This window comes from Aromatoleum tolulyticum (assembly GCF_900156155.1).
Classification (GTDB): domain Bacteria; phylum Pseudomonadota; class Gammaproteobacteria; order Burkholderiales; family Rhodocyclaceae; genus Aromatoleum; species Aromatoleum tolulyticum.
In genome coordinates, this window is sequence record NZ_FTMD01000009.1 from 19,719 (window position 1) to 36,325 (window position 16,607).

General features: G+C 68.7%; 13 protein-coding genes. All 13 read right to left on the reverse strand.

Annotation, left to right across the window (positions count from 1 at the left end; genetic code table 11):
* Positions 1-67: 67 nt before the first annotated feature.
* The gene (locus tag BW991_RS14120) at positions 68-1,642 is read right to left on the reverse strand and encodes an AMP-binding protein (RefSeq protein WP_084205092.1); all 1,575 of its coding nucleotides are present in this window, start codon (positions 1,640-1,642) and stop codon (positions 68-70) included.
* The gene (sauS, locus tag BW991_RS14125; protein ID WP_076602758.1) at positions 1,596-3,029 is read right to left on the reverse strand and encodes an acylating sulfoacetaldehyde dehydrogenase; all 1,434 of its coding nucleotides are present in this window, start codon (positions 3,027-3,029) and stop codon (positions 1,596-1,598) included. The genes BW991_RS14120 and sauS overlap by 47 nt, the downstream gene beginning before the upstream one ends.
* Positions 3,026-3,808: an ATP-binding cassette domain-containing protein gene (locus tag BW991_RS14130; protein ID WP_076602759.1), complete on the reverse strand. Its 783-nt coding sequence runs from the start codon at positions 3,806-3,808 to the stop codon at positions 3,026-3,028. The genes sauS and BW991_RS14130 overlap by 4 nt, the downstream gene beginning before the upstream one ends.
* A 1-nt stretch (position 3,809) precedes the next feature.
* Complete coding sequence (gene ssuC / locus BW991_RS14135; protein ID WP_076602939.1) at positions 3,810-4,595, reverse strand: aliphatic sulfonate ABC transporter permease SsuC; 786 nt, start codon at positions 4,593-4,595, stop codon at positions 3,810-3,812.
* 73 nt (positions 4,596-4,668) lie between these two features.
* The gene (locus BW991_RS14140) at positions 4,669-5,640 is read right to left on the reverse strand and encodes an aliphatic sulfonate ABC transporter substrate-binding protein (protein ID WP_076602760.1); all 972 of its coding nucleotides are present in this window, start codon (positions 5,638-5,640) and stop codon (positions 4,669-4,671) included.
* A gap of 44 nt (positions 5,641-5,684) precedes the next feature.
* Positions 5,685-7,430: a sulfoacetaldehyde acetyltransferase gene (gene xsc, locus BW991_RS14145; protein WP_076602761.1), complete on the reverse strand. Its 1,746-nt coding sequence runs from the start codon at positions 7,428-7,430 to the stop codon at positions 5,685-5,687.
* Positions 7,431-7,952: 522 nt separating this feature from the next.
* The gene (folB, locus tag BW991_RS14150) at positions 7,953-8,402 is read right to left on the reverse strand and encodes a dihydroneopterin aldolase (protein WP_076602941.1); all 450 of its coding nucleotides are present in this window, start codon (positions 8,400-8,402) and stop codon (positions 7,953-7,955) included.
* Between the two features lie 5 nt (positions 8,403-8,407).
* Positions 8,408-9,106, reverse strand: coding sequence for a sarcosine oxidase subunit gamma (locus tag BW991_RS14155; protein WP_244551697.1), 699 nt, complete (start codon positions 9,104-9,106; stop codon positions 8,408-8,410).
* Positions 9,099-12,128 carry a sarcosine oxidase subunit alpha family protein gene (locus BW991_RS14160; RefSeq protein WP_076602763.1) on the reverse strand — a complete coding sequence of 1,010 codons (3,030 nt, stop codon included), beginning with the start codon at positions 12,126-12,128 and terminating at the stop codon, positions 9,099-9,101. Before BW991_RS14160 ends, BW991_RS14155 begins: the two co-directional genes overlap by 8 nt.
* Positions 12,125-12,436, reverse strand: coding sequence for a sarcosine oxidase subunit delta (locus BW991_RS14165; RefSeq protein ID WP_076602764.1), 312 nt, complete (start codon positions 12,434-12,436; stop codon positions 12,125-12,127). Before BW991_RS14165 ends, BW991_RS14160 begins: the two co-directional genes overlap by 4 nt.
* Before the next feature lie 14 nt (positions 12,437-12,450).
* Entirely contained in the window at positions 12,451-13,701 is a 1,251-nt protein-coding gene (locus tag BW991_RS14170) for a sarcosine oxidase subunit beta family protein (protein ID WP_076602765.1), read from the reverse strand.
* Between the two features lie 19 nt (positions 13,702-13,720).
* Positions 13,721-15,100, reverse strand: coding sequence for an L-serine ammonia-lyase (locus tag BW991_RS14175; protein WP_076602766.1), 1,380 nt, complete (start codon positions 15,098-15,100; stop codon positions 13,721-13,723).
* Positions 15,101-15,122: 22 nt separating this feature from the next.
* The gene (glyA, locus tag BW991_RS14180; RefSeq protein ID WP_076602767.1) at positions 15,123-16,397 is read right to left on the reverse strand and encodes a serine hydroxymethyltransferase; all 1,275 of its coding nucleotides are present in this window, start codon (positions 16,395-16,397) and stop codon (positions 15,123-15,125) included.
* Positions 16,398-16,607 lie beyond the last annotated feature (210 nt).

Sequence of the window (16,607 nt, forward strand, 5' to 3'; positions counted from 1 at the left end):
TCGGATGACGAGCGGGCGCGGACGCGGCCGGACGTCATCGAGAGTGAGTTCGGCCCGGGAAAACCACTCAGGCCGTAACGCCGTCGAGCAGCTTCAGGCGCTGCACCTTCCCGGACGGCCCCTTGGGCAGCGCCTGCACGATGCGGATCGCACGCGGCGTCTTGAACGGTCCGAGTTCGACGCGGCAAAAACCCTGCAGCTCCGCTTCACTGCTGGACGCGCCGGGCCGGAGCACCACGGCGGCCTCGATCTCCTGTCCGTAGGCCGGATCGGGAACGCCCACGGCGGCCGCTTCGAGCACCCCCGGGTGCCGCAACAGCGCCTCGTCGATCTCGCGCGGCGCGATGTTCTCGCCGCCCTTGATGATGAGTTCCTTCAAACGTCCGGTGATGAAGTAGAAACCGTCCGCATCGCGGTAGCCCAGGTCGCCGGTGCGCAGCCAGCCGTCGTCGCCCAGACCCTTCGCCGTCTCGTCCGGCGCCTTGTAGTAGCCGAGCATGACGTTGTCGCCGCGGATCTGGATCTCGCCCGGCACGCCGTCGCGCACCGGTCGGCCGGTCGCCGGATCGACCACCCTCGCCTCGCAGCCGAATGCCCGGCCGGGACTGCCGATGCGGCGCCGGGCCGGGTCCAGCGGATTGCTGAACACGGGCGCCGCCGTTTCGGTAAGACCCATGGTTTCGATCACGCCGATGCCGAAGCGCGCCTCGAACGCGCGGTGCAGCTCGGGTGCCAGCGGCGCGGAGGCCGAGCGGCAGAAGCGCACGCCGGCAGGCGCGGTAGTTCGATCCGGAGCATCGAGCAGGTAGGCGATCATCGTCGGCACGACGTTGAGCCAGGTGCAGCGATATTCTTCCGCGAGCCCCCAGAACGCGCCGACGCTGAAGCGACGCGGCAGCACGAGACTGCCCCCGTGCAGCAGCGGCGCGAGCGCGGTCACGATCTGCGCATTGATGTGATAGAGCGGCAGCACCGCCAATACGCGGTCGGCCGGTCCGAGTTCATGCGCGTCGCTGACGAAGCGCGCCCCCGCCAGAACGTTGCGCTGCGACAGCACGGCCCCCTTGGGCCGTCCGGTGGTGCCGGAGGTGTACATCATCAGGGCCTCGCCGTCGCGCAGCGGTTCGGTCAGTGGCCACACGGCGCCGGCCGCAGCCGCATCCTCGCCCGGAACTGCATCGTCGTCGGGATCCACGACGACGACCGCGATGTGCCGCCCGATCCGCGCCAGCGCGTCTTCGAGCGTTGCGCGCTGGCCGGGAGCGACGAACACCACGCGACAGTCCGAATGCTCCAGCACGTAGGCGAGCTGCTGCGGCTGCGCGAGCAGGCTGAGCGGTGTCGCGACGCAGCCCGCCGCCATCGTACCGACGAACAGGCGCAGCGCCTGCAAGCCGTTGGGCAGGAATAGCCCCACGCGGTCGCCCGCTGCAAGCCCCTGACTTGCGAGAAGCGCCGCCAGCGACAGCGACGCGCGTGCCAGACGGCCGAAGCTCAGCTCGCGGCCGGTCTCGGGGCAGATCGCGTAGGTCGCGTCGGGGCGCTCCAGCGCCTGCCGTTCGAGCAGCGCGCGCACCGAACGGGGCGCCGCCCGCTCAACGGCCGTAGCGCCGCCAATAGTCGCCGAAGACGGACGCTTCATCCGGCTCGCGCGCGGGAATGGTTCTGACGATGCGTGTGACATTGAGGAAATGACGGTAGTTGAGATTATCCGAGAAGCCGTTGCCGCCCCAGGTGCCGCAGCCCATCGAGAGCGAGAACGGCAGCCCGTTGTCGAATGCGCCGCCGACGGCGACGCAGTGGGTCTGCTCGACGATCACGCGGCACACCGGCAACTCGAAGCCCAGACGCAGCACTTCGTCCGCCGTCGCGCCATGCACGCCGACCGAATGCCCCTTGCCCTGGTACTCGTACAGGGCCCCGACCTGGGCGATCGCCGCGTCGAAGTCCGCGACGCGATACAGCGTCAGCACGGGCGAGAGCTTTTCGCCCGAGAAGGGATGATCGGGACCGACGCCCTGCTCCCGCACCAGGATGAAACGGGCGCCGGCATAGGCCGTGCGCGTCAGGCCGGCCAGCGCTGCCACCCGCGGGGCGGACTGCGCGATGAATGCGGCGTCCGCCTTGCCGCCGGGGAACATCGCGGCCTCCAGCCGTGCCTGCTCCTCCGCGGTCGCGAGCACCCCGCCCGCCTGCGCCAGCGCCGCGAGGAGCGGTTCCCATGCGTCGCCGACGACGACGAGACTGTTCTCCGACGAGCAGCTGGTGGCGTTGTCGAAGGTCTTGGATGCCGCGATGCGCTCCGCCGTCAGCGCGAAGTCCGCGCCGGGCATGACGATCGCCGCCACGTTGCCGGCACCGACCCCCAGCGCGGGGGTGCCGCTGGCGTAGGCCGCGCGGACATTCGCCCGCGATCCGGTCGCGACGACGAGGTCGGCCTGGCGCATGAGTTCGCCCATCAGCGCTTTCGAGGCCGGCGGCGGCAGCATCTGCACGAGATCGGCCGGAACGCCGACCTTTTCCAGCTCGCGCTGCACGAAGCCGACCAGCGTCGCGCAGGTGCCCGCCCCCTTCGGCGACGGCGCGAGGATGATCGCGTTGCGCCCCTTGAGGGCGTTGATGATGTTGTTCGCCGGCGTCGCCGCCGGGTTGGTCGAGGGCGTGATCGCCGCGACGACACCGACGGGACGGGCGATCTCGGTGATGCCGGTGGTGCGATCCTCGCTCAGGATGCCGACCGAGCGCGCGCCTTGCAGATCGCGCAACAGGCCCAGCGTCTTGCGGTGGTTCTTGCGCACCTTGTCGTCGACCTTGCCGAGGCCGGTCTCCCGCACCGCCTGCTCGGCGAGCAGGCGGTTGCGCGCGGGTTCCATGATCGCCCAGCCGGCGCCGGTGACGACGCGGTCCACGGTGTCCTGGTCGGCATCGGCAAACGCGGCCTGCGCGGCGCGGGCGCGGCGCAGCAGTTCGCCGACCACGGCAGCCTCATCACCGGCAGTGACCGCGTGCGGAGCAAGTCTGGCCGTCACGATTCCCGAGCCTCCCGGGCGAGCACCCGATGCAGCACCTCGCCCTCGAGTTCGGCGAAGGCCCCGTCACCGCGCTCGCGCGGGCGCGGCAGGGGAATGCGCAGATCGAGCGCGATCGCGCCGTTCTCGATGAGGATGACGCGGTCGGCGAGCGTGACGGCCTCCGCGACGTCGTGGGTCACGAGCAGCGCGGTGAAGCCCTGCTGTCGCCACAACCGCTCGATCAGCCCCTGCATCTCGATGCGCGTGAGCGCGTCCAGCGCCCCGAGCGGCTCGTCCAGCAGGAGCAGCCGCGGCGAATGCACGAGCGCCCGCGCCAGCGCGACGCGCTGCTTCTGGCCGCCCGACAGCACCGCCGGCCAGTCGTCTGCGCGTTCGGCGAGCCCCACGTCAGCGAGCGCCGCGCGCGCCAGCGGGCGCCAATCGCCGGGCAGGCCCAGTCCGACGTTTTCGAGCACGGTTTTCCACGGCAGCAGCCGGGCTTCCTGGAACATGACGCGCGTGTCGGCGCCAAGGCCCCGCCGCTCGGCGTCATCGACGCGGATCGTCCCCGCGTCCGCCCGTTCGAGGCCGGCGACGTGCCGCAGCAGCGTGCTCTTGCCGCAACCGCTGCGCCCCACGATGGCGACGAATTCGCCCGGCGCGATATCGAGATCGAGCGCGCGCAACACCTGCTGCGCGCCGTAGGCCTTCTCCAGCCCGCGGGCCGACACGGCCACGCCATGCCCCGCGCCTGCGGCCCGGCTGACGAGGTCGTATTCGAGTTCGGCAATCTGCATTTCACGCTCCCGCACGCTGGAAATTGGGGTTCCAGCCCAGCCAATGACGCTCCAGCCCCTTCGCCGCGACGTCCGCGAGCTTCCCCAGCAGGGCATAGAGCAGGATCGCCAGCACCACGACATCCGTCTGGAAGAATTCGCGTGCGTTCATCGCCATGTAGCCGATGCCGCTGCTGGCCGCGATCGTCTCGGCGACGATCAGCGTCAGCCACATCACCCCGAGGGCAAAGCGCACGCCGACGAGGATCGACGGCAGCGCACCGGGCAGAATCACCTCGCGAAAAAGGCCCCAGCGGGACAAGCCGTACGCCCGCCCCATCTCGATCAACTGCCGGTCCACCGAGCGGATGCCGTGAAAGGTGTTGAGGTACACCGGGAACATCACGCCCAGTGCGATGAGGAACAGCTTGGCCTCCTCGCCGATGCCGAACCACACGATCACCAGCGGCGTCAGCGCGAGGTGCGGCACGTTGCGCACCATCTGCACCGAAGTATCGAGCAGGCGCTCCGTCAGGCGCGACGTGCCGGTCCAGAAGCCCAGCAGCAGCCCGGCGAAGGCGCCGACGGCAAAGCCGCCGAATGCCCGCGCGCAGCTCACCTTGAGGTGCGCCCACAGTTCGCCGGAAGCGCTCAGCTGGATCAGCGCGCGGCCGATGTCGAGCGGCGCCGGCAGCACGCGCGAAGCTATCCAGCCGAACGAGGTGCCGGCCTGCCAGCCGAGCAGGAGCCCCACGGGCAGAAGCCAGGGAACGAGTCTGTGCAGGAATGCAGGAGTCACGGTCTTCATCGAATTCATCCCGAGAGCGTTGCGCGGGCGGCGGCGGAACGACCTGCGCGCCGCGCCGCCGTCGTGCGTACGCCTATCGCAGTCCCTTCCAGATGTCGTTCTCACGCACGTCGAGCTTCTTCGACAGCAGCTTCTCCGTCGTGAAGGCGTCGGCGATGCCCTGCTGTTCCGCGAGCGCCGTGTCGTCGACCAGCGCAACGGCATAGCTGCGGCGCCCGTTCGCGACCTCCACCGTCGCGGTATCGAGGCCGATGAGCGGCGCATGGACCTGGGCGGCGTCCTTCGGATTCTTCTTGATCCATTCGCCCGTCTCGCGCAGCTGCTCGAAGACCTTCTGCAGCACGTCGGGACGGCGCTGCGCGTAGGTCGTCGAGGCGAGGTAGAAACGGCGGTAGCCAACGTCGGCGTACGACCCGTCGGCCACGATCCGCGCACCGCTCTTCGCCTGCACCGTCGCGAGGAAGGGATCCCAGATCGCCCATGCGTCGATCGCGCCTTTCTCGAACGCCGCGCGGCCGTCGGCCGGCTGCAGGTAGGCCGCCTCGACATCGGTGAAGCGCAGACCGGACTTCTCCAGCGACTGCAGCAGCAGGTTGTGCGCCCCCGCGGCCTTCGCGACGCCCACCTTGCGGCCCTTGAGGTCCGCAACCGTGCGGATCGGCGAGTCCTTCGGCACGACGATGGCCTGCGCGCTCGGCGACGGCGTCTCCTGCGCCAGATAGGTCAGCTTCGCGCCCGCCGCCTGGGCGAACAGCGGCACCGTCTCGGCGACGTCGGCGGACAGGTCGATGCTGCCCACATTGACCCCTTCGAGCAGCGGCAGCCCGGACGAGAATTCGTGCCACTGCACCTTCACGCCCAGCGGCGCGAGCGCCTTCTCCAGCGTGCCCTGCCCTTTCAGGATGATCAGGATGCTCGAGGATTTCTGATAGCCGATGCGCAGCACGTCCTCGGCCGCGGCGGCAGGCTGGGCGGCGAGCGCGAGGCCGAAACCCAGCGCGGCCAGCAGGCGGCGCTTCAGGGCGCCGGTGTGGATGATCTTCATGAGAATGCTCCGGTCAGTTTGCGAAATGTCTTGCTGCGGGTCGTTCAGCCCCGCGCGCTGTATGCGGCGTACTTGTCCAGCAGGCGGTGCGGAGGCTTGAATGCGTCGCGCCGGAAGGGGTCGCCCAGGGCCTGCGTCAGCCGCAGGTTGATCACCGTCGGACGCTGGCTGTCGATCGCCTCGCGCAGCGCGCTGCCGACCTGGTCCTCGTGCTCCACGGTCAGGCCGTTCGCGCCCATCGCCCGCGCCACGTCGGCGAAGTTCGGGTTCTGCAGATCGGTGCCGAGGAAGCGGCTGTCGAAGTAGTCGATCTGGTTGCGCTTCTCCGCGCCCCACTGGCCGTTGTCGAAGACGACCGCGACGACCGGGATGTTTTCGCGCACGCAGGTCAACACCTCGGCAAGGCTCATCCCCCACGCGCCGTCGCCGACATAGGCGATCGACGGGCGGTCGGGCCGCCCGACCTTGGCGCCGATCGCCGTGGGAAAGGCGTAGCCGCAGTTGCCGAAGCTCATTGCGGCAAAAAAGGAGTTGGGTTCGTCGAACTGCAGGTAGCTGTTGGAGACCGAGCACACGTTGCCGATGTCGGTCGCCACCATCGCGTTGCGCGGCCGTGCCTTCGCCAATTCGGCCAGCGCACGGCGGGGATCGACGCGGCCTGCTTCGTTCGCGCCCGCAAGGCTCGCCAGCTCGCGCTCCCACGCCCCCTTCACGCCGCGGATGATGTCCAGCCGCGCCTCGTCGCGCGCGCGCTCACCCTGCCGTGCGCGCAGCTCCGCCAGGATCGCTTCCGCCGCCGCCTTCGCATCGCCGTGGATGCCGAGCGCCACCGGACGGACGAGGCCGATCACGCGCAGGTCGGCATCCACCTGGATGATCCTGGCGTTGGCCGGCCAGTAGTCGAGGCCGTACTGGGGCAGCGTGCCGAACGGCCCGAGGCGCGTGCCGATCGCCAGCACGACGTCGGCCCGCGCGATCAGGTTCATCGCCGCCTTGGAACCCTGATAGCCCAACGGCCCGGCCGCCAGTTCATGGCTCGCCGGAAAGCTGTCGTTGTGCAGGTAGGAATTCACCACCGGGGCCGTCAACTGCTCGGCGAGCGCCGTGAGCGCCTGCACGCCGCCCGCCATGCCCACGCCGCCGCCGGCGACGATCACCGGGGATTTCGCTTCCGCCAGGAGCTGCGCCGCCTGCCGGATCGCCTCGGCATCGCCCGCGCCGCGCCGCACCGGGAAGGGACGCGGAATCTCGGTCTCGATCTCGCCGTAGAAGTAATCGCGCGGAATGTTCACCTGCGTCGGCCCGCGTTCGTGCCGCGCGTAATGGAAGGCGCGGCCGGTCAGCTCGGCGATGCGCGACGGGCTGTTCACGTGCGTCTGCCACTTCGTGATCTTCGAGAACAGCGGCAGCTGCTCCGTCTCCTGGAAGCCGCCGAGTCCGGCCGTCAGGCTGCCCGATTCAGGCGTGATCGCGACCACCGGCGAATGCGCCCAGTAGGCGGCGGCGATGGCGGTGACGAAGTTCGTGACGCCCGGGCCGTTCTGGGCGATGCACACGCCGTGCCGTCCGGTGGCGCGTGCATACCCGTCCGCCATGTGGGCGGCGTTCTGCTCGTGCGCGGTGGAGATGAAGCGGATGCCGGCCAGCGGGAACAGGTCGTGCGCATCCATGTACGCCGACCCGACGATGCCGAACACATCGGTCACGCCCTGCGCGACCAGCGTTTCGACAAAGGCCTCCGACGGCGTCACGCGCCGTTTTCCGGAATAGACCTGCCGCGGATCAGCCATGACGCATCTCGCCTGCAATGCGTCCTGCCGTCCGAATCACGCCGGATTGTTTCTGCCCGGTAATCGTCATGAAAGCCTCCGTATAGAATCGATGGAACGATTCTAGGAGCACCGCTTTTCATGCATTACCAATATTTAATGCTTAACTAATTCATTGACTCGCAATTGCCGCCAATTCCGGATTCCTGCAATGGACACCGTTGCACAGCCGATCCGGAAGCTCGCTGCCGATTCCGCAACCAAAAATGCCACATGCAGAATATAAACCGCAATGCACTGTTTTAACTGGTTTATTTAATTACAATCTGCGCAAATCGTGAACCGCTTCAGTGTCCTGGGGCGGTACGATGAACCGGGGACGACAACTCGTCGCGAGGCGCGCAAGGCTTGCGACGTGCCGAATAGATGTCTTGTTCGTCCGGCATGCATGACGCATGCGTCCAATTACGCAATTACGAAAACCGGTCCATTTCTCCTTTCATGGATTGCATATTCCGTTTCTCGCGCCACTTTTCGGTGCGCTTACGCCCCGGCCAACGCCTCGCGACGCCGCCGGATCGAAACCCCGACGCTATCGGCGGCGTCGAAGATCGCCGGTTTGCTCACGCTGATCGCAACCGACGAGAGCTCGAAGCCCGCGAGCAGCGCATCGGCGACGTTCTGCGCGAAGGCTTCCAGAAGCACCGCGCGGTTCACCTGCGCTAGGCGGCGCACGGCCGCGAGCACCTGGCCGTAATCGACCGCGTCGCGCAGGTCGTCGCTGGCGCAGCAGCGCGCGTGCTGCAGCCCCAGTTCGAGGTCGATCACGAGCGGCTGGGGCGCGTGGCGTTCGTGCTCGTACACACCGATCAGCGCCTCGACGCGGACGCCGCGCAGGAAGATGGTGTCCTCGCACGGCTCTGCGGGCGCCGCGGCCGGGACGGCGAGGCCCGGCCGCGCGGGTGCCGGCGCTTCGATGCGATCGAGCCTCATCGCCTTCACCTCGCCTCGGTCGCCAGCTCGCGGGCGGCATCGCGGGCGGCAGAACGGGCCGCCTCGCCCGACGCGACGAACACCCCGAACTCCTCCGCCGCATCGAGAATCCAGCTATAGAGGTAGTCGGCGAAGCTGCGCCGGATCACCAGCTCCCAGCGCGCCTCGCCGACACGCCGGATCACGGCCGAGCTCTTCGCAAACACGCTCGTGACGCCCTTGCCCACCGGGAAGTGGCGCGGATGCACGTCGTAGGGCGTGCATTTCATCAGCAGCTCGCGCACGCACGGGCCGCTGAGTTCGAGCAGCGTCTGCCCGCCGCTCACGTTCATCACCGCGTAGTGGCCGGTGAGTTGCCCGCGCAGCGCGGCTTCCGCGGCGAACTCCTGCCCCGCCGGCACGATGAGCAGCCACTCGTCGGGCGACATCCACTGGATGCTGATACCGCGCGCCTCGTCGAGGGACAGCGGCCCCATCTCCAGCGGCAGCGCGAGGCCCAGCGCGCGCTCGACGCCGGCGCGAAACGCCTCGTCATCGGCGTTGCCGCGCAGCACGAGGTGGCCGAGGAAGGCCTTCTCGCAGATGAGCACCCGCGCCTCCTGCGGCGAGGCCGCCTGCGCGACGCGCGCGCGGGTCATCGCGAGCGGCGACTCCGACTTCACCGCGCCGCGCGGATTGAGTTCCATTTGGGCGTAATCAGACATGTTGGCGTGCTCCTTCCGCGTCGTAGAAGACCGGGCTCACGACCTCGGCCGCGTGCACCCGGCCGTCGGCCATCGGCAGATAAACGGTTTGACCCATGCGCTGGCTGCCGCCCTTGACGACGGCGAGCGCGAAGGCGTGGCCCAGCGTGGGGCTGAAGTAGCTCGAGGTGACGTGCCCGACCATCGGCATCGGGATGCGGATCTCCTTCTCGAGCACGATCTGCGCGCCCTCGTCGAGCACGAGCTGCGGGTCGAGCGGCTTCAGGCCCACGAGCTGCTTGCGGTCCTCGCGCTTCGTGTCGGGGCGCGTGAGCGCGCGCCGGCCGATCCACGAGAACGGCTTCTTGTAGCCGACGCACCACTGCATCCCGAGATCCTCGGGCGTCATCGAGCCGTCGGTCTCCTGGCCGACGATGATGAAGCCCTTCTCGGCACGCAGCACGTGCATGGTCTCGGTGCCGTAGGGGGTGAGGCCGTATTTCTCGCCCTTGTCGAACAGCGCCTGCCACACGTGCAGCGCGTGGTTGGCCTGCACGTTGATTTCAAACGAGAGCTCGCCGGTGAAGGAGATGCGATACACGCGCGCCGGCACCCCTGCGACCGTGCCTGCGCGCCAGTCCATGAACTTGAAGTTCTCGCCCGAGAGGTCGATGTCGTCGGTGAGCTCGGCCAAGAGCTTGCGCGCATTCGGGCCGTTGATCGCCATCGCCGCCCAGTGGTCGGTCACCGAGTTGAAGTACACCTCGAGCTCGGGCCATTCGGTCTGGTGCCACAGCTCCATCCAGTCGAGCACGGCGGCCGCGCCGCCGGTGGTGGTCGTCATGTGGAAGTGGTTCTCGGCGATGCAGGCGGTGACGCCGTCGTCCATCACCATGCCGTCGTCCTTGCACATGAGGCCGTAGCGGCACTTGCCGACGTCGAGCTTGGTCCAGGCGTTGGTGTACAGGCGGTTGAGGAACTCGCGCGCGTCCTTGCCCTGGATCTCGATCTTCCCGAGCGTCGAGGCGTCGAGGATGCCCACGCTCTCGCGCACGGCGCGGCATTCGCGCTGCACCGCCTCATGCATGGATTCGTTGCCGCGCGGGAAGTACCACGGGCGCATCCACTGCCCCACTTCCTCGAACTTCGCGCCGTGCTCGACGTGCCACGCGTGCAGCGCGGTGAACCGGCGCGGGTCGAAGAACTCGCGGCAGTTGCGCCCGGCGATGGCGCCGAAGGTGACCGGGGTGTAGTTCGGGCGGAACACCGTGGTGCCGGTCTGCGGGATCGTCTGCTTGAGGCAGCGCGCCGCGATGGCCATGCCGTTGATGTTGCCGAGCTTGCCCTGATCGGTGCCGAAGCCCATGCCGGTGTAGCGCTTGACGTGCTCGATCGACTCGAAGCCTTCGCGCGTGGCCAGTTCGATGCCCGCCGCGGTGACGTCGTTCTGCGGATCGACGAACTGCTTCGGGGCGCGCATCGCGGGTTTCACGTGCGGCACCTGATAGAGCGCGGCGGCCTTGCCTTCGCGGACCTTCGCGACCTTGGGCAGCTCGACTGCCGGGGCGGTGAAACCGGTGCGTTGCGCCGCGGCGGTCCCCGCAGCGGCGCCGTCGGCGAGCGCCTCGATGAGCGCGCCCTTGCCGTGCACGCCGCCCACCGGGGTCATGCCCGGCACCTTGCCGGGGACGAAGCCGAGAATGTCGTCGCGCCACTCGGGGCGCGCGCCGGTGTGCGCCGCCAGATGCACGACCGGGCTGTAGCCGCCGGAGGTGGCGATCGTGTCGCAGGCGAGCGTCTCGACGCGGCCGGCGACCTTGAAGCCGCCGATGTCGATGCGCGCCACCTGCACCGCGCTCACGCGCTTCTTGCCCTGCGCCTCGATCACCGCGGAGCCGGGGATGATGCGGATGTTGCGCGCACGTGCCTCATTGACGAGATCGCCCTCGGGGTGCTCGCGCGCATCGACGATCGCCACCACCTCGCGCCCGGCGTCATGCCAGTCGAGCGCGGCGCGGTAGGCGTGGTCGTTGGCGGTCGACAGCACCAGGCGGCGCCCCGGCACGACCGCGTAGCGGCGGATGTAGGTCGATACCGCCCCGGCCACCAGGTTGCCCGGCACGTCGTTGTTGGAGAAGACCAGCGGACGCTCGTGCGTGCCGGTCGCGAGGATGACTTCGCCGGCGCGCACGCGGTGCATGCGCGCACGCACCTGGCGGCGGCCGTTGAGGCTCGGCGCGAGGTCGGCGAGGTGTTCGGTGCGACGCTCGTGCAGCGTCACGAAGTTGTGGTCGTGGTAGCCGTTGGCGGTGGTGCGCGGCAGCACCAGCACTTCGGGCAGGGTCGCCAACTCCGCGAGCACCGCGGCGGCCCAGGCGGAAGCCGGCCGGCCGTCGACGAGTTCGCGCGAGTCGAGCAGCGAGCCGCCCATCTCTTCCTGCTCGTCGCACAGGATCACGCGCGCGCCGGAGCGCGCCGCGGCGAGCGCTGCGGCCAGCCCCGCGGGGCCCGCGCCGATCACCAGCACGTCGCAGTGGCGGTTGATGTGGTCGTAGATGTCGGGGTCGGCTTCCTTCGGCACGCGCCCGAGGCCCGCGGCCTTGCGGATGTACTTCTCGTACTTCGGCCACAGCGACGCGGGCGCCATGAAGGTCTTGTAGTAGAAGCCCGGGGGCATGAACTTGCCGCCGACCGAGCCGATCACGCCCATCAGGTCGCGGTCGACGTTGGGCCAGCCGTTGGTGCTCGCGGCCACCAGCCCCCCGTAGAGCGCCTGTTGCGTCGCGCGCACGTTCGGGACCTGCGCGGCTTCGCTCGCGCCGAGCTGCACGATCGCATTCGGTTCCTCGGCGCCGGCCGCGACGATGCCGCGCGGGCGCGAGTACTTGAAGCTGCGGTTGACGACATCGACGCCGTTGGCGAGCAAGGCGGACGCGAGCGTGTCGCCGGCGAAGCCCTGGTAGTCGACGCCGTTGAAGGTGAAGCGCAGCGGACGGCTGCGGTCGATGCGCCCGCCCGTGCCGAGTCGGTTCTGCTGGCTCATTTGGCCGCCCCCTTGTTGGACGATTGGCCGGCCACCACCGAAGGCTTCTGGCCGACCTTGTAGGTTTCGAGGATCTGGTAGCTCACGGTGTCGCGCGTGGCGTTGAAGAACTTGCGGCAGCCCGCGGCGTGGTACCACAGCTCGTGGTGCAGGCCGCGCGGGTTCTTGCGGAAGAAGAGGTAGGTGCCCCACTCCTCGTCGCTCGCCGCTTCGGGCGCCACCGGGCGCGCGATATGCGCCTCGCCCTTCGGGCGGAACTCTTCCTCTTCGCGGTATTCCGCGCAGTGCGGGCAGTAGATGTGCAGCATGAGGTCTGCTCCTGTCAGTGCGCGACGCCTGCGGCGCCGTGCTCGTCGATGAGTTTGCCGCTGATGAAGCGGTCGATCGAGAAGGGGGCGGCGAGCGGGTGCGGCTTGCCGGCGGCGAGCGTCGCCGCGAACACGTTGCCCGAGCCCGGGGTCGCCTTGAAGCCGCCGGTGCCCCAGCCGCAGTTGAAGAAGAGGCCGCCGACCGGGGTCGCGGAGATGATCGGGCACGCATCCGGGCAGGTATCGACGATGCCGCCCCACTGGCGGTTCATGCGCACACGCGAGAACATCGGGAAGAGTTCGACGATCGCCTGCAGCGTGTGCTCGATGGTCGAGTAGCTGCCGCGCTGGCCGTAGCCGTTGTAGCCGTCGATGCCGGCGCCGATGACGAGGTCGCCCTTGTCCGACTGGCTCACATAGCCGTGCACCTTGTTCGACATCACGACGGTGTCGAGGATGGGCTTCATCGGCTCGGACACCAGCGCCTGCAGCGGGTGCGATTCGATCGGCAGCTGGAAGCCGGCCATCTTGGCGAGCACGCCGGAGTTGCCGGCGGTGACCACGCCCACCGTGTCGGCGGCGATGAAGCCGCGGGTGGTCTCGACGCCGAGCACCTTGTTGCCGCTCTTGCGGATGCCGGTGACTTCGGTCTGCTGCAGCATGTCGACGCCCAGCGCGTCGGCGCCGCGGGCGAAGCCCCAGGCCACCGCGTCGTGGCGGGCGACGCCGCCGCGCGGCTGCCACGAGGCGCCCATGATCGGGTAGCGCGTGTGCTTCGAGCAGTCCATGATCGGCACGATCTCCTGAATCTGCTTGATGTCGAGCACCTCGCCGTCGATGCCGTTCAGGCGGTTGGCGTTCACGCGCCGGTGGATGTCGCGCATGTCCTGCAGGGTGTGCCCCAGGTTCATGACGCCGCGCTGGGAGTACATCACGTTGTAGTTCAGATCCTGCGACAGCCCTTCCCACAGCTTCATCGCGTGCTCATACAGCCACGCGGCCTCGTCCCACAGGTAGTTCGAGCGCACGATGGTGGTGTTGCGCGCGGTGTTGCCCCCGCCCAGCCACCCCTTCTCGACCACCGCGACGTTGGTGATGCCGTGTTCCTTGGCGAGGTAGTAGGCGGTGGCGAGCCCGTGGCCGCCGCCGCCGACGACGATCACGTCGTACTTCTTCTTCGGCGTCGGGTTGCGCCACGCGCGCTGCCAGTTCTCGTGGTAGGTGAGCGCGTGCTTGACGAGCCCGAATCCTGAGTAATGTTGCATGACCCTGTTCTCCTGATCTTCAGCACTCGATGACGTTCACGGCCAGCCCGCCGCGCGAGGTTTCCTTGTACTTGTCCTTCATGTCGCGCCCCGTGTCGCGCATGGTCTTGATCACCTTGTCGAGCGACACGTAGTGCTTGCCGTCGCCCCGGAGCGCCATGCGCGCGGCGTTGATCGCCTTGATCGAGCCCATCGCGTTGCGCTCGATGCACGGCACCTGCACCAGCCCGCCGACCGGGTCGCAGGTGAGCCCGAGGTTGTGCTCCATGCCGATCTCGGCGGCGTTCTCGACCTGCTCGGGGGTGCCGCCGAGCACCTCGGTGAGCGCGCCCGCGGCCATCGAGCACGCCACACCGACCTCGCCCTGGCAGCCGACTTCGGCGCCCGAGATCGAGGCGTTCTCCTTGAAGAGGATGCCGATCGCGGCGGCGGTCGCGAGGAAGCGCACGACGCCGTCCTCGGTCGCGCCGGGGATGAAGCGGTAGTAGTAGTGCAGCACCGCGGGGATGATCCCGGCCGCGCCGTTCGTGGGGGCGGTGACGACGCGCCCGCCGGCGGCGTTCTCCTCGTTGACCGCCAGCGCGTAGAGGTTCACCCAGTCCATCGTCGTGAGCGGGTCGCGCAGGCAGGCTTCGGGCGCCGCGGACAGCATGCGGTGCATCGCCGCGGCGCGGCGCTTGACCTTCATGCCGCCGGGGAGCGTGCCTTCGATCTCGCAGCCGCGGCGCACGCAGGCCTGCATCACCTTCCAGATGTGCAGCAGGCCGTTCCTCGTCTCGGCTTCGCTCCTCCACGCCTTCTCGTTCTCGAGCATCAGCTGGCTGATCGAGAGCTCGTTCACCGCGCACTGGGTGAGGAGCTGGTCGGCGCTGTGGAAGGGGTACGGCAGCTCGGTGCGGTCCTCGACGATGCGGTCCGCCCCGGCCGCCGCCTCGTTCACGACGAAGCCGCCGCCGACCGAGTAATACACGTGGCTCGCGAGCTCGACCTCATCCTCGCCGTAGGCCGTCAGGCGCAGGCCGTTGGGGTGGAACGGGAGCGTCTGGCGGCGCAGGAAGACGAGGTCGGTCTTCTCGCAATAGGCCACCGGATGCAGGCCGAGCAAGGACAGGCGCTTGGCCTCGCGGATGCGCGCGAGGCGCGCCGCGACCGTGTCGGGGTCGATGAGATCCGGCGCCTCGCCCTCGAGCCCGAGCAGCACGGCCGTGTCGCTGCCGTGGCCCTTGCCGGTCGCGCCGAGCGAGCCGTAGAGCTCGGCCTTGACGCGGCGCACGCGCGCCAGCAGGCCGTCTTCCTTGAGTCCGGTCGCAAAGGTCAGCGCGGCACGCATGGGCCCCACGGTGTGGGAACTGGACGGGCCGATCCCGACCTTGAACATCTCGAATACGCTGATCGCCATGGCGTGTCGCTCCCGTGGCCGCTCAGCGGCTGGCCGGATAGACCGGGAAGCGCGCGCACAAGGCCTGGGCCTTCTCGCGCACCGCGGCGATCACCGACTCGATTTGGTCAACGCGGTCGATGTGGTCGAGCACGTCGCAGATCCAGTTCGTGAGTTCCTTCGCTTCCGTCTCCTTGAAGCCGCGCGTGGTGATCGCGGGCGTGCCGATGCGGATGCCGCTGGTGACGAAGGGCGACTGCGGGTCGTTGGGCACGGCGTTCTTGTTCACCGTGATGTGCGCCGCGCCCAGCGCCGCGTCGGCCTGCTTGCCGGTGAGGCCCTTGGCGACGAGATCGACGAGGAAGAGGTGATCATCGGTGCCGCCCGAGACGATCTTGTAGCCGCGCTCGATGAACACGCCCGCCATCGCACGGGCGTTCTTCACCACCTGCTGCTGGTAGGCGCGGAACTCGGGCTGCAGCGCCTCCTTCAACGCCACGGCCTTGGCGGCGATGACGTGCATCAGCGGACCGCCCTGGATGCCGGGGAACACCACGGCGTTGAGCTTCTTCTCGAGCTCCGCGTTGGCACGCGCGAGGATCAGGCCGCCGCGCGGGCCGCGCAGGGTCTTGTGGGTGGTGGTGGTGACGACGTCGGCGAAGGGGATGGGGTTGGGGTACAGGCCCGCGGCCACCAAGCCCGCGACGTGGGCCATGTCGACGAAGAGCTTGGCGCCGACCTGGTCGGCGATGTCGCGGAAGCGCTTCCAGTCGACCACGCGCGAGTAGGCGGAGAAGCCCGCGACGATCATCCTGGGCTTGTGCTCGCGCGCGAGCGCCTCGACCTGGGCGTAGTCGATCTCGCCGGTCGCCTCGTCGAGGCCGTACTGCACCGCGTTGTAGAGCTTGCCGGAGAAGTTCACCTTGGCGCCGTGCGTGAGGTGGCCGCCGTGCGCGAGGCTCATGCCCAGCACCGTGTCGTGCGGCTCCAGGAGCGCCATGTACACCGCGGCGTTCGCCTGCGAGCCCGAGTGCGGCTGCACATTGGCGTAGTCCGCGCCGAAGAGGAGTTTCGCGCGGTCGATCGCGAGCTGCTCGACCACATCCACGTGCTCACAGCCGCCGTAGTAGCGTTTCGCCGGGTAGCCCTCGGCGTACTTGTTGGTGAGCACGCTGCCCTGTGCCTCGAGCACGCGCGGGCTGGTGTAGTTCTCGGAGGCGATCAGCTCGATGTGCGACTCCTGGCGCTCGAACTCGCCATCCATCGCAGCCTTCAGCTCGTCGTCGAAATCGGCAATACGGTCGGTCATTGCGAACATGCAGCGTGTCTCCTCTGGTTGGGACTGTCGTCGCCGACAGCGGCCGCAACGGATGGCGGCTTCATGGGAGGAGATGTTAGGAAGTTAGGCCGCGACGCTTTTGCCTGTATCCGTCACGCGTTTGCTTGATACGGACCGGCGGGAAGGACTCGCGCGTCTTGTGCACAAACAAGCGGCGAGCTGCCGTGCAACGGCACGAACGTCGTCAAT

Coding starts and splice junctions, on each gene's coding strand:
- BW991_RS14120 (WP_084205092.1), bottom strand. CDS start 1,642: ATGAAGCGTCCGTCTTCGGCGACTATTGGCGGCGCTACGGCCGTTGAG.
- BW991_RS14130 (WP_076602759.1), bottom strand. CDS start 3,808: ATGCAGATTGCCGAACTCGAATACGACCTCGTCAGCCGGGCCGCAGGC.
- ssuC (WP_076602939.1), bottom strand. CDS start 4,595: ATGAAGACCGTGACTCCTGCATTCCTGCACAGACTCGTTCCCTGGCTT.
- BW991_RS14140 (WP_076602760.1), bottom strand. CDS start 5,640: ATGAAGATCATCCACACCGGCGCCCTGAAGCGCCGCCTGCTGGCCGCG.
- xsc (WP_076602761.1), bottom strand. CDS start 7,430: ATGGCTGATCCGCGGCAGGTCTATTCCGGAAAACGGCGCGTGACGCCG.
- folB (WP_076602941.1), bottom strand. CDS start 8,402: ATGAGGCTCGATCGCATCGAAGCGCCGGCACCCGCGCGGCCGGGCCTC.
- BW991_RS14155 (WP_244551697.1), bottom strand. CDS start 9,106: ATGTCTGATTACGCCCAAATGGAACTCAATCCGCGCGGCGCGGTGAAG.
- BW991_RS14160 (WP_076602763.1), bottom strand. CDS start 12,128: ATGAGCCAGCAGAACCGACTCGGCACGGGCGGGCGCATCGACCGCAGC.
- BW991_RS14165 (WP_076602764.1), bottom strand. CDS start 12,436: ATGCTGCACATCTACTGCCCGCACTGCGCGGAATACCGCGAAGAGGAA.
- BW991_RS14170 (WP_076602765.1), bottom strand. CDS start 13,701: ATGCAACATTACTCAGGATTCGGGCTCGTCAAGCACGCGCTCACCTAC.
- BW991_RS14175 (WP_076602766.1), bottom strand. CDS start 15,100: ATGGCGATCAGCGTATTCGAGATGTTCAAGGTCGGGATCGGCCCGTCC.
- glyA (WP_076602767.1), bottom strand. CDS start 16,397: ATGTTCGCAATGACCGACCGTATTGCCGATTTCGACGACGAGCTGAAG.